General features: G+C 69.2%; 9 protein-coding genes. 3 read left to right on the top strand and 6 right to left on the bottom strand.

Annotated features, from left to right (window positions below; all coding sequences use genetic code 11):
- The 3 genes from ACQG3P_RS13950 to ACQG3P_RS13940 form a co-directional block, all read right to left on the bottom strand.
- Positions 1–533, bottom strand: a 533-nt coding sequence (locus ACQG3P_RS13950) for an AMIN domain-containing protein (protein WP_426805420.1), incomplete at its 3' end; no start/stop codon positions are given.
- Between the two features lie 82 nt (positions 534–615).
- Positions 616–1098 carry a tRNA (adenosine(37)-N6)-threonylcarbamoyltransferase complex ATPase subunit type 1 TsaE gene (gene tsaE / locus ACQG3P_RS13945; protein ID WP_093536353.1) on the bottom strand — a complete coding sequence of 161 codons (483 nt, stop codon included), beginning with the start codon at positions 1096–1098 and terminating at the stop codon, positions 616–618.
- 5 nt (positions 1099–1103) lie between these two features.
- The gene (locus ACQG3P_RS13940; RefSeq protein ID WP_426805419.1) at positions 1104–2582 is read right to left on the bottom strand and encodes an NAD(P)H-hydrate dehydratase; all 1479 of its coding nucleotides are present in this window, start codon (positions 2580–2582) and stop codon (positions 1104–1106) included.
- Positions 2583–2604: 22 nt separating this feature from the next.
- On the opposite strand from ACQG3P_RS13940, the gene queG reads away from it, so the two are divergent.
- Both queG and xseA read left to right on the top strand, forming a co-directional pair.
- A complete protein-coding gene (queG, locus tag ACQG3P_RS13935) occupies positions 2605–3693 on the top strand; it encodes a tRNA epoxyqueuosine(34) reductase QueG (protein WP_426805418.1) in 1089 nt (362 codons plus the stop codon).
- 67 nt (positions 3694–3760) lie between these two features.
- Positions 3761–5101 carry an exodeoxyribonuclease VII large subunit gene (xseA, locus tag ACQG3P_RS13930; RefSeq protein ID WP_426805417.1) on the top strand — a complete coding sequence of 447 codons (1341 nt, stop codon included), beginning with the start codon at positions 3761–3763 and terminating at the stop codon, positions 5099–5101.
- A 57-nt stretch (positions 5102–5158) separates the two neighbouring features.
- Here the strand turns inward: xseA and ACQG3P_RS13925 are convergent, their stop codons facing one another.
- On the bottom strand, positions 5159–6070 hold the full coding sequence (locus tag ACQG3P_RS13925; protein ID WP_068853288.1) for a M48 family metallopeptidase: 912 nt from the start codon (positions 6068–6070) through the stop codon (positions 5159–5161).
- A gap of 71 nt (positions 6071–6141) precedes the next feature.
- Entirely contained in the window at positions 6142–7980 is a 1839-nt protein-coding gene (locus ACQG3P_RS13920) for an SUMF1/EgtB/PvdO family nonheme iron enzyme (RefSeq protein ID WP_426805423.1), read from the bottom strand.
- 112 nt (positions 7981–8092) lie between these two features.
- Here ACQG3P_RS13920 and rnd point away from each other — a divergent pair, with 112 nt between their 5' ends.
- Positions 8093–9175 carry a ribonuclease D gene (rnd, locus tag ACQG3P_RS13915; RefSeq protein WP_426805416.1) on the top strand — a complete coding sequence of 361 codons (1083 nt, stop codon included), beginning with the start codon at positions 8093–8095 and terminating at the stop codon, positions 9173–9175.
- Positions 9176–9223: 48 nt separating this feature from the next.
- On the opposite strand, the gene ACQG3P_RS13910 is transcribed toward rnd, so the two are convergent.
- Positions 9224–11551: a TonB-dependent receptor gene (locus tag ACQG3P_RS13910; RefSeq protein WP_426805415.1), complete on the bottom strand. Its 2328-nt coding sequence runs from the start codon at positions 11549–11551 to the stop codon at positions 9224–9226.
- Positions 11552–11948: the final 397 nt, after the last annotated feature.

Raw genomic sequence — 11948 nt, 5'->3', positions numbered from 1 at the left:
TTCTGGGTGGTTGCAGGCACCGGCGCGGTGTTGGCCTGCGCCGCCATCGGTGCAGGCGCAGGCGTGCTGCCTGGCGCGGTGCTGTTCGCTGCAGTGACCGGTGCCGGGGTAGCGGGCGCGCGGACCACGCTGGCCGGCGCATCGCCCGGCCACTCGATCACCAGCCGCGAATCCTCGCCCTGCTTGACCAGCTGCGGCTTGAACGGCGCCACCGATTCGGCCAGGTCGAACACCACCCGGAACGTGCCGGGCACCGGCTGCCCGGTGCGTACCGCCGTGACCACGCCCTTGGGCGCAGGCAGCTTGAGGTTGCGCACCGCGCTGGAATCGGGGAAATCGACCACCAACCGGTTCGGGCCGGCCAGGGTCAGGGTCTTGTAGCCGCCGCTGCCGGACAGCGCGATCTCGGCGCGGGTGCCGGTCGAACCGGTCTCCAGGGCCACCTGGCGGACTTCGCCCGCCCACGACATCGCGCTCGCCAGACAGAGTCCGACGGCGGCGCAGATGGCAGTGAGTGGCTTCCCCATTGGCATGGGTACGGATTCAATCACTGCGCTGAATGAAAAGCAACACCTTTTCCCTTAATAATCCGTAACCTGGGGGTGTTTCCTACTGTCAGCCGACAGAAAGGGCCTGCAAGTCGCCCCCTTGCGGGAGCCGTTCCAGCCATTCATGTCCTGCCGCACTGGCCGCGCCCAGCCGCGCGCGACGGCCCTGCCCCTCGATCTCCAGCGCCACGATCAGGTCGGTGGGCGGCAGCGCGCCGGCCCCGCGCTCGGGCCATTCCACCAGCCACAGCGAGGCACTGCCCTCGTCCAGGCCGAGGAAATCCAGTTCTTCCGCCTGCCCGATCCGGTACAGATCCAGGTGCCAGGCTTCATGACCGTCGCTCAGCGGATAGCGCTCGACCAGCGTGTAGGTGGGACTGCGGACGTTGCCCTGCACGCCCAATGCGCGCAGCAGCGCCCGGGCCAGGGTGGACTTGCCGGCACCCAGGTCACCTCTCAACTCAACCACCGCGTGCGGGGGTCGGGTGGCCGCCAGCCATTGGCCGAGCAGGTCGGTGTCCTGCGGTTGTGCCAGGAAGAACTCAATCATGGGCGTCACGGTTCCGGGTTCACCCGCCGGCGCAGCGGCACCAGCAGGTCGGTGGGGAGCAGGCCACGCTGGCCTTCGCTGGCCGCGTCATCGCCGGCCAGGCTGTGCAGCAGCGCACCGCTGCTGGCCGCGTCGAACGCGTCCAGCCCCTGCGCGCGCAGTGCGGCAATGATGCCGGTGAGCAGGTCGCCCATGCCACCCACCGCCATGCCCGGGTTGCCGGCGGCGATCACCCGTGGGCGTTGATGCGGTGCGGCCACGATCGTGCCGGCGCCTTTGAGCACCACCACGGCATTGAAACGCGCGGCCAGTGCCGCAGCGGCGGCGAAACGGTCGGCCTGTACCTGGGCGGTGTCGGTACCCAGCAGCCGCGCCGCCTCGCCCGGGTGCGGGGTGAGAATCGCGTCGTGCAGCGGCCGTGGCGTGGCCGCCAGCAGGTTCAACGCATCGGCATCGATCACCAGCGGCTTGCCGCTGGCCAGCACCTGCCGCCACAGCTCGTGGGCCCAGTCGTCCTGGCCCAGCCCGGGTCCGATCGCGATCACTTTCGCGCGCGGCAGCAGCGCCTGCAGGTCCTGCGCCTCCTGCACCGGGTGGGCCATGACTTCGGGCAGGCGCGCCAGCAGCGGCGCGATGTGCTGCGCCTGGGTGGCCACGCTGACCAGCCCGGCGCCAGCGCGCAGCGCCGATTCTGCGGCCAGCATCACCGCGCCCCCACTGCCGGCGTTGCCGCCCACGCACAGCACATGGCCGGATTCGCCTTTGTGCGTGTTGGCACGGCGCGGCGCCAGCTGCGTGGGCAGCCGGGAAGGCAGCCACAGGCACGCTGCCGGAGCGATGCCCCGCTGCGAACCGTCGGGCAGCGACAGCGGTGCCAGCCGGCGGCCACCGATGTATTCCAGCGCATCTGCGGTGTACAGGCCCTGGTGACGGACGATGAACTGCAGGGTGATCGTGGCGCGCACCGCAACCCCGGGCACCGCGCCGGTACGCGCGTCCACGCCACTGGGCACATCCAGCGAAAGCACGGGCAGCCCGCTGTGGATGATCGCCTCGATCAGGCGCGCCGCATCGCCGTTCGGCGCGCGGTTCAGGCCGATGCCGAACAGTGCATCGACCACGATGTCAGCGGGAGGCAATTCCTCCGCGAAGACGCATTCCTGCCCGCCCACCGCCAGATACGCCGCGCGGGCCCGTTCAGCCAGCTCCGTCCGCGCGCCAGCGTCGGCCAGCCGCAGCACCTGCACCTGGCGCCCGGCCTGGCGGGCCAGCCGCGCCAGCACGTAGCCATCGCCGCCGTTGTTGCCCGCACCGGCCGCCACGCACAGCCGCTGCGCCTGCGGCCAGCGCTCCAGCAGGCACTGCCAGGCGGCCGTGCCGGCCTGCTCCATCAGCCCGGCGCCGCCATCGCCCAGCAGCGCGCTGGCCTGGGCATCGAGACGGCGCGCGGCGGCGACATCGAACAGTTCATCGAGTTCGTGCATGCCGGGATTCTATACTTGCTGCATGTCCGCTGTTCCCCTGCCCGCCCCGCTCGACCTGGCCCGTGCCGCCGAACGGGTGCGCGCGCTTGCGCGGCAGCATGGCTTCCAGCGCTGCGGCGTGTCCGGCATCGATCTGGCCGACGACGAAGCACACCTGGCCGACTGGCTGGGCCAGGGCCTGTACGGCACCATGGACTGGATGGCACGCCACGGCACGCTGCGCGCGCGCCCGGCCGAACTGCTGCCCGGCACCGTGCGGGTGATTTCAGTGGGCATGGATTACGGCCACAAGGACGACACCGAGGCCTGGAACACCCTGCATGACGGCAACCGCGCCTACGTGGCGCGGTATGCGTTGGGCCGCGATTACCACAAGCTCATGCGCAACCGCCTGCAGAAATTCGCCGATGCGCTGGCCGCGGAGATCGGCACGTTCGGGTACCGGGTGTTCGTCGATTCGGCCCCGGTGCTGGAGCGTGCGCTGGCACGCAACGCCGGGCTGGGATGGATCGGCAAGCACACCTGCCTGATCGACCGCCAGGGCGGCTCGTGGTTTTTCCTGGGCGAGATCTACATCGACCTGCCGTTGCCGGTGGATGCGCCGGCCAGCGCGCACTGCGGCACCTGCACCCGCTGCATCGATGTCTGCCCCACCCAGGCCATCATCGGCCCGCAACGGCTGGATGCGCGGCGCTGCATTTCCTACCTCACCATCGAACACGATGGCGCCATTCCCGAAGACATGCGCCCGCTGATGGGCAACCGCATCTACGGCTGTGACGACTGCCAGCTGGTGTGCCCCTGGAACAAGTTCGCGCGGCGCACCGACGAGCCGGATTTCCGCGCCCGCAACGCGCTCGATACCGCGACGCTGGCCGAACTGTTCGCGTGGGAGGAAGACGAATTCCTGCGCCGTACCGAAGGCAGCCCGATCCGCCGCAGCGGGCATGAGCGCTGGCTGCGCAACATCGCGGTGGCACTGGGCAATGCGCCAGGCCACCCGGACACGCTGGCCGCGCTGCACGCGCGCGTCGGCCATGACTCCGCGCTGGTACGCGAACACGTGCAGTGGGCACTGCGGCAGCACGCCCGGCTCGACAACGGCGGCTGAGCGCCGCACACACGCACCTCGCCCCGGCATGCGACCATGGGCACCCGTTCGTACTGTTTGACCGTCCATGGACCGTAGCGCGCAGATCCTCACGCCCAGCCAGCTCAACATCCTGGCCCGCGACCTGCTGGAAGGCACGTTCCCGATGGTGTGGGTGGAAGCCGAGCTGGGCAGCGTGACCCGCCCGGCCTCGGGCCACATGTACTTCACGTTGAAGGACGCGCGCGCGCAGATCCGCGCGGCGTTGTTCAAGCCCAAGAGCCAGTGGCTGAAATTCGTGCCGCGCGAAGGCATGCGCGTGCTCGCGCGTGGCCGGCTGACCCTGTACGAGGCGCGCGGCGAGTACCAGATGGTGCTCGACCACATGGAAGAAGCCGGCGAAGGCGCACTGCGCCGCGCCTACGAACAGCTCAAGGCACGGCTGGAAGCGGAAGGCCTGTTCGCCGCCGAACGCAAGCGTGCCCTGCCCGCCCATGTGCGCCGGCTGGCGGTGATCACCTCGCCCACCGGCGCAGCCGTGCGCGATGTGCTCAGCGTGCTGGAGCGCCGCTTCCCGCTGCTCGAAGTGGACCTGCTGCCCAGCCTGGTGCAGGGTGACAGTGCCGCTGCGCAGATCACCGCGCTGCTGCGCAGCGCCGACGCCAGCGGCCGCTACGACGTGATCCTGCTCACCCGCGGCGGCGGCTCGATGGAAGACCTGTGGGCCTTCAACGACGAACAACTGGCGCGTGCCATCGCGGCGAGCCATACCCCGGTGGTGTCGGCGGTGGGCCACGAAACCGATTTCAGCCTGGCCGATTTTGCCGCCGACCTGCGCGCGCCCACGCCATCGGTGGCCGCCGAACTGCTGGTACCGGACCAGCGCGACCTGCAACTGCGCCTGCGCCGGTTCGCCGCGCGGCTGGTGCAGCTGCAGCGGCATGGGTTGGGCCAGGCCATGCAGCGTGCCGACCGCGCCCTGCTGCGGCTGAACGCACAGAGCCCGCAGAACCGGCTGCAGCTGCTGCAGCGTCGGCAGCAGGATCTGGCCCGACGCCTGGCCGGCGCGTGGCAGCAGCAGCATGAGCGCCGCCTGGCGCGGCTGCGGCATGCGGCGTTGGTGCTGCGCAATGGCCACCCGCAACGCCAGCTGGATGCACTGAAACAGCGCCTGCTGCGGGTGCAGCCACGCGCGGAGGCGGCGATGGCGCGGCAGCTGCAGCGCGATACGTTGCGCCTGCGCGCGTTGGCGCGTTCGATGGAAGCGGTGAGCCCATTGGCCACGGTCGCGCGCGGCTACGCCATCCTGACCCGCGAGCAGGATGGGCGCCTGGTGCGGTCGCCGCTGGATGTTTCACCCGGCGATACGTTGAAGGCCCGGGTGCAGGATGGGGTAATCGATGTGGTGGTCAAAGACACCCGAGGGTAAGCCCTGTAGGGACACGCCATGCGTGTCCAAGCAGGCCGCACACGCGTTTCGCCCACGTTATTGCGTCGCCGGGGCGCCTGCAGATTCGCAGTAGCGTTGGCGGTATTCCATGGCCTTGGGCATCAGCGCCTGCAGGTTCTGGATGCGGGTGCCCGGGTTGGGATGCGTGGACGAGAATTCCGGCGGCGCCTGGCCGCCGCTGGCCTGGCCCATCCGCTCCCACAGCGGCACCGCTTCGCGCGGGTCGAAGCACGCCGCCGCCGCCAGCATCAGGCCCACTTCATCGGCCTGGGTTTCGTGGCTGCGCGCGTACGGCAGCAGGTAGCCGTAGCCCATCGCCGACATCACCATCTGTTGCTGCTGCGGATCCATGCCGCTGGCGGCACCGGCCATCTGGCCGATCTGGGTGAGCTTCTGCTGGGCCATGCGCTGGGCGCCATGGCGGAGCAGTGCGTGGGCGATTTCATGGCCCATCACCACTGCCATCGCATCCTGGGTCTGTGCCACCGGCACCAGCCCGGTGTAGACCGCCATCTTGCCGCCCGGCAGGCAGAACGCATTGGCCTGGTCGGACTGGATCACGTTGACCTCCCATTCGAAGTCGCGCGAGAAGTGCGCCGGCTTCAGGCCGTGCTCTTCGGCCAGCGCGGTTTCCACCACGTCCACTTTGCGGATCAACCGTTCGGCGATCGCGCGCACGTCGCGCGATATCTGCGCGTTGGGATCCAGCGGGCGCTCCTCGGCCAGGATCTGCTGGTAGGCCTGCAGGCCGAGCGCCTTTTCCTGGTCGGCATCGAGCGAACTGTCGATCAGCACGTTTTCGCCGGTGTACGGGTCCACGCTGCGGTTGGAGAACCAGTAGAAGGCGGCATAGCCGGCGAACGCCAGCAGCACCCACCAGCGGATGTTGCCGAACAGCCCGGGGCGGCGTGCTCGTTGCTGCTGACCGCCATAGGGATTGCTGCTCATCGTCCTGGTTCCTGATGGGGGCCGGCACGCCGTACCGGCATTGGGGGCAATCCTAGCGCCAAGCCGACGTATCAGATACCTCGAACCAGGCGGAACCCGATCCTGGCGCTGGTCGTGTCCGAATCCTGTGATTGCCGCCAGGCCGCGCGGGTCTGTTCGGGGGCATTGGCCCAGTTGCCGCCGCGGATCACCCGCTGCCGGCAGCCCGGGTTGAACCAGGCCACGCCATCGGCCGGGGCCCGGCGGTAGCTGGCGTGCCAGCAGTCGGCCACCCATTCGCTGAGGTTGCCGGCCATGTCGTGCAGGCCCCAGGCATTGGGTTCGAAGGTGGCCACCGGGGCCGGGCCCCACCAGCCATCGCCATAGCCGACGAAGGCATTGAACCAGCGCCGGCCGGAGGGCGATACGTCTTCGCCGCCGGTGAAGTTGCCCGACAGCGGCGGCGGCGTGCCCTCGTTGCCCCACGGGTAGCGGCCACTGGTGCCGGCACGCAGCGCGTACTCAAATTCGGCCTCGCTGGGCAGGCGGTAGGAACGCCCGGTCTGTTCGGACAGCCACATTGCGTAGTGCTCGGCATCACGCACGCTCACGTGCATCACCGGCGAATTGGCGATCGCCGGGGTGCCGTCGTAGCCCGAGCGCCAGTCCACCCCGCTGCTGCGGGTGAAGTTGCCACTGCGTTCGTCGTAGATGATCGAATGGCCACGCCGGGTGGCGCGCGGCCGGGCGTTGCTGGCCTGCACGTAGCGGCGGTAATCGGCCACGGTCACTTCGGTGATCGCCATGGCGAAGCCGCGGTCGAAGCGCACGTAGTGCGAGGGCTTTTCCGCATCGCTGGCGCCCGGTTCCGCATCGCCGGCGCCCATCTGGAAGCCGCCATGCGGCACCACGATCATCTGCGGCCCACGCCCGCCATCGCGCAGCGCATCGCTGAACACCTGGCGCGGGCGGAAACTGCCGTAGTGGGTGGCCAGTTCGATGCGTTCGCGCAGCTGGCCCACCACCGGGTCGCCGGGCATCGCGATGCGCAGCGCGTCTTCCAGCTTCTGCCGCGCTGCCTTGAGCCCCTGCGGGCTGGCCAGGTCGCGCAGGCCGTCGTCGCGCAGGCGCACCAGCGTGGCGGCGCGGATCGCCTCGATCCGTTCGAACGCATCGGCAATGGTGGGTGCCGAATCGCGCACCTTGGCCGCTTCGGCCAGCCAGGTGCCGGCGGCAGCGAAATCGGCGCTGCGGGCAGCGGCTTCGGCGCGGCGGATCAGCGCGCTTTCGGCGGCGGCCAGGCCCTGCCGGGCCCGCGGCTCGTCCGGCTGCAGCGCCAGCGCCTCGCGGAAGTTGGGAATGGCACCGTCTCCGTCTTCACCAATGCGGTCGGCGCGCAGGTCCTCCTCGCCGGCGCGGTTGTACGCCACCACCCGCTGGGCCAGCTCCACGCGCGACTGCAGCTGGCGCACCTTCGGGTCATCCGGGGCCAGGGCCAGCAGCACCAAGGCAATCTCGCCGGCCTGCGCCAGTGCCTCACGCTGCTGCAGCGGCCGCTGCAGCAGCTCCGCGGCGTCCTTCAGCAGCTGCTGGCGGGCACGGGTGAGTCCGGCCTGGGCCAGGCGGTCGTTGGCGTCGCGCTGGCGCAACGCCAGCCAGATCGGAATGGCATCGGCGGCGGTGGCGTACAACCGCCCCTCGTCGAAGGCCTTGGCCGCGTCGCGACGCGCCTGTGCCACGCCGTCGTCGGCAATGACCACCGCCGGCGGCTGCCAGCGCTGTTCGGTCTCCGCTTCATCCTCACCGCCGATGGTCACCTGCCCGGGCAGAGGCTCGACCCGTTTGGCCGGCTCGGGCGCCCGCGCCGCCGCCGGGCGTGGTGGTGGCGCGTCGGGCGAGCAGGCGGTCGTGGCCAGCAGCAGCACGGCCAGCAACAGCGGGACAGGGCCTGGAGTACGCAATTCGGGTTCCTTCGGCGGGACGGCCTCGACGTTAGGCTATTCTCCCTCACCTGAGCAAACCTGCAGTAGATGGAATCCCTACGTGGCCTATTGGATCAAAACCCCGGCGGAACTGGACGAGCGCTACCGCCAGCGCCCCACCCGCATCGGGCTGGACACCGAATTCATTCGTGAACGCACCTATTGGCCGCAGCTGGCGCTGGTGCAGATGGCGGTCGGCGATGAAATCCTGATCATCGACCCGTTGATTCCGGGCATGACCGAGGCGCTGGCGCCGTGGCTGGCCGATACGTCGATCCTGAAGGTCATGCACAGCGCCAGCGAAGACCTGGTCACCTTCAAGGTGGCCTGCGGCGTGCTGCCGCGGCCGTTGTTCGACACCCAGATCGGCGCGTCGCTGGCCGGCATCGGCGGTGGGATGGGCTACCAGAAGCTGGTCACCGCCATCACCGGGGTGACCCTGGCCAAGGGCGAGACCCGCTCGGACTGGATGCGCCGCCCGCTGACGGATTCGCAGCTGGAGTACGCCGCCGACGACGTGGAGTACCTGTTCGCGATCCACGATGCGGTGGATGCGAAGCTGGGCGAGCTGGACCGCCGCCAGTGGCTGCAGGACGATGCCGAGCGCCTGCTGGCCAGTGTCGAGCAGGACGAAGAGCGCTGGCCGCACGTGGCGATGCGCTCGTCGCAGTTCATGGATGCGCCCGCGCAGCGCCGTCTGTTGCGCCTGCTGCGCTGGCGTGACGTGCAGGCACGGGCAAGCGACAAGCCGCGCAGCTGGATCCTGGACAACGAACTGGCCGCGCTGCTGGCACGTACGCCGCCGGCCGATGCCGGCGCACTGGGCAAGCTGATGGAAGGCTTCCCCAAAGCCCCGCGCAAGCTGGCCGCGCAGGTCTGGGAAGCCCTGGAAACGCCGCTGCACGATGAGGCCGAGGCGCCGCTGGCGCTGCCGGCCAACGATGCCAACAAGCAGGCGTTGAAGCGGCTGCAGGACGCGGTGAGCGCACGTACCGCCGAGCTCGGCCTGCCCGATGGCGTGCTGGCTTCGCGCAAGCACCTGGAGAGTTATCTGGAAAGCCGCACGTGGCCGCAGGCCCTGGCGGGATGGCGGCAGGCGGTGCTGGAGCCGGTGCTGGCGCCCTTGTTGCCCGCCGCAGGCTGATACCGCAGCGAAAAGGCCCCGCTTGCGCGGGGCCTTTTTTTCAACCGCTTACCAGTTGAGGTTCAACGAGACACCCACAACGCGCGGTTCGTTGTACACCGCCGCCATGTAGTTCTCGATCACGCCCTTGAGGTTCTTCTCGTTGGTGATGTTGCGCGCGAACAGCGCCGCTTCCCACGCCCCGTAGTTGCCCGAGTAACCCAGCTTCAGGCCACCTTCGAAGCTGCCCTTGGAATTGAACTCGGCCGAGTCATACAGCACGAAGCTGGTATGGCCCTGCTTGTTCCAGTCGGTGGACACGAAGAACACGTCGCTGTCGTTGACCGGGAAGTCGTAGCGCGCCGCGAAGTTCAGGTTGTACTTCGGCGCGTTCGGCAGCGGGTTGCCGTTGATCTGGGCGAACGTGTTGGCGCCTACCTTGATGGTCGGGTCATTCACGGTGCACACCACCGCGCCGTTCAGCGCGCAGACCTGCGCATACACGCGGTCATCCTGGATTTCGCTGTGCAGCAGGCTCACGCCGGCGCTCAGGCTCAGGTTCGGGATCGGGCGCAGCTCCATGTCCGCTTCCAGGCCGTAGGCCTTGGCCTTGTCGGCATTGAACAGCACGCCGTTGCCGTTGGAATCGTTGCCGTTGAGCTGGATGTCGTTGACCACGTAGGTGAACGCGGTGGCGTTCATGCGCAGGCGGTTGTCCCACAGGCTGCTCTTCACGCCCGCTTCCCAGGACAGGATGGTTTCCGAATCGGCGGTGGTGAAGTCCGCGTTGAACACCGCCGAACGGCCTTGGATGGTCGGGCCGCGGAAGCCTCGCGCCACCTTGGCGTACACGCTCACCTGCGGGTTGAACGCGTACATCGCGCTCACGTCCCAGCTCGGGGTGGTGTCGGCCATTTCCACGTCGGTACGGCCACGGTAGGTGACCACCCCGGCGGCCGTATCAGCGGTCTTCAGCAGCCGGGTACGCTTCTCGTCGCGGGTCTGGCGCAGGCCGGCGGTCAGGGTGAACTTGTCGGTCACGTCATAGCTGACCTGGCCGAAGCCGGCCCACGAGGTATTGGTGTTGCGCAGACGCACCCAGTTGTTCGGGTTACGCGCAGCGCCCTGCAGGAACCAGGCGCGCTGGTAGAAATCGGTGGTGTCGCGGCCATCGAAGTAGAACGCGCCCACCTGCCACTTCAGGCGGTTGTCATCGGCATTGGCCAGGCGCACTTCCTGGGTCCACTGGTCCAGGTCGCGGATCTGCCCCATCGACTGGCCATACCCGTTGGGCACGCCGTTGACCGGGAAGTTGGCCGCCGCGCCACCGTCGGTGTCACCGCGGCTGTAGCCGGAGGTGGTCTCGTAGGCGGTGATCGAGGTCAGCGAAATGTTGCCGAAGTCGTACACGGCTTTGACCGAGCCGCCGTAGGTCTTGTACGCCTGCGGGTTGTTGTCGGCTTCGTCGTAGGCCACCTGGTCGCGCGGCGCGTCGGTGGTGTTGGAGCCCTTGGTGATCGCGTTGCGCAGGAACAGGGTCGAGGTGCCTTCGTAGTCGCGGGCGTGCGCCGAGGCCAGCAGCGAGAACGCATCGCTGGGCTGCAGCAGCAGCTGGGCACGCACGTTGCGGTCGTCGAAGCCGCCCATGGCGTTCTTCTTCGGGGACACCGTGCCATCGGCGCTGGGGCCGGTGTAGGTGTTGTCCACGTAGTCGTCCCGGTGCTGGTACAGCGCCGACACGCGGAACGAGGCGATGTCGTTGATCGGGCCGCCGAAGCCGCCGTCCACCGACACGCTGCCGTAGCTGCCGTAGCTGGCCTGCACGCGGCCGCTGTAATCCTGGCTGGGCTTGATGCTGTCGAACTTGACGATGCCGGCGGTGGTGTTGCGGCCGAACAACGTGCCCTGCGGGCCACGCAGCACTTCGATCTGGTCCACGTCATACACCGGATTGGACTTCAGCACCACGTGCTCAAGCACCACGTCATCCTGGATGATCGACACCGGCTGCGACGCACCCAGGTAGAAGTCGATGTTGCCCAGGCCGCGGATGTAGAAGCGCGGGAAGATGCGGCCGGTGGTGGTTTCGGCGTAGAAGCTTGGCACCCGGCCACTCAGGGCCAGCAGGGTGTCATCGCCGCCGGCGGTGTAGTCGCGCAGGCGCTCGCCCTGGACCACGCCGACCGAGACCGGCACTTCCTGCAGGTTGCGCTCGCGGTGGTCGGCGGTGACGGTGATGGCGTCCAGCGAGGTCGGGCTGGCGTCCTGCGCCAGGGCGGCGCCGCTCAGCCCGAGCAGCGACATGCAGGCCAGCGCCAGCGCGTGGGGACGCGGCTGCCGGGCGGTGCGGAAGGAAGCGGTTGCGGCCGAAGCAACGGTGATGCGATGGGCGGACATTCAGGGGTCTCAGGTGTTACGGATCAAGGTGGCGCACGCGGCGCGCGGATGAACACCCACGGCACCGCCGTTTGCGCGGCGATGCGGCAAGGTATTGCGTTCGTGTTGCAAAGGAGTTTCAGGGCGCTGCGGGGGACGGCCTTCCGTTCCCTACCCTGGTGTGCTGGCTGAGCCGCCGGAGTTCGTGCGGCGGATTATGCCGGATCCGTTGCAGACCCGGCCATACCTGTTCCATTTGATCCGGCGGTGGGGGGGGGGGGGGGGGCGGCGGCGCCCACCCCCCCCCCCCCCCGCCCCCCCCCCCCCCCCCCCCCCCCCCGCCGCCCCCGCCCGCCCCCGCCGCCCCCCCCCCCCCCCCCCCCCCCACCCACGGCCCCGGGTTCGCCCGGTCCTCCCA

This window comes from Stenotrophomonas sp. SrG, assembly GCF_050031795.1.
Classification (GTDB): domain Bacteria; phylum Pseudomonadota; class Gammaproteobacteria; order Xanthomonadales; family Xanthomonadaceae; genus Stenotrophomonas; species Stenotrophomonas rhizophila_A.
The sequence above is the reverse complement of the archived record's forward strand: the minus strand, read 5'-3'. Positions and strand labels throughout refer to the sequence as shown.

What these genes read in the sequence shown, in the direction of transcription:
- tsaE (WP_093536353.1), bottom strand. Translation starts at nt 1,098, where the DNA reads ATGATTGAGTTCTTCCTGGCACAACCGCAGGACACCGACCTGCTCGGC.
- ACQG3P_RS13925 (WP_068853288.1), bottom strand. Translation starts at nt 6,070, where the DNA reads ATGAGCAGCAATCCCTATGGCGGTCAGCAGCAACGAGCACGCCGCCCC.
- ACQG3P_RS13940 (WP_426805419.1), bottom strand. Translation starts at nt 2,582, where the DNA reads ATGCACGAACTCGATGAACTGTTCGATGTCGCCGCCGCGCGCCGTCTC.
- xseA (WP_426805417.1), top strand. Translation starts at nt 3,761, where the DNA reads ATGGACCGTAGCGCGCAGATCCTCACGCCCAGCCAGCTCAACATCCTG.
- queG (WP_426805418.1), top strand. Translation starts at nt 2,605, where the DNA reads ATGTCCGCTGTTCCCCTGCCCGCCCCGCTCGACCTGGCCCGTGCCGCC.
- ACQG3P_RS13910 (WP_426805415.1), bottom strand. Translation starts at nt 11,551, where the DNA reads ATGTCCGCCCATCGCATCACCGTTGCTTCGGCCGCAACCGCTTCCTTC.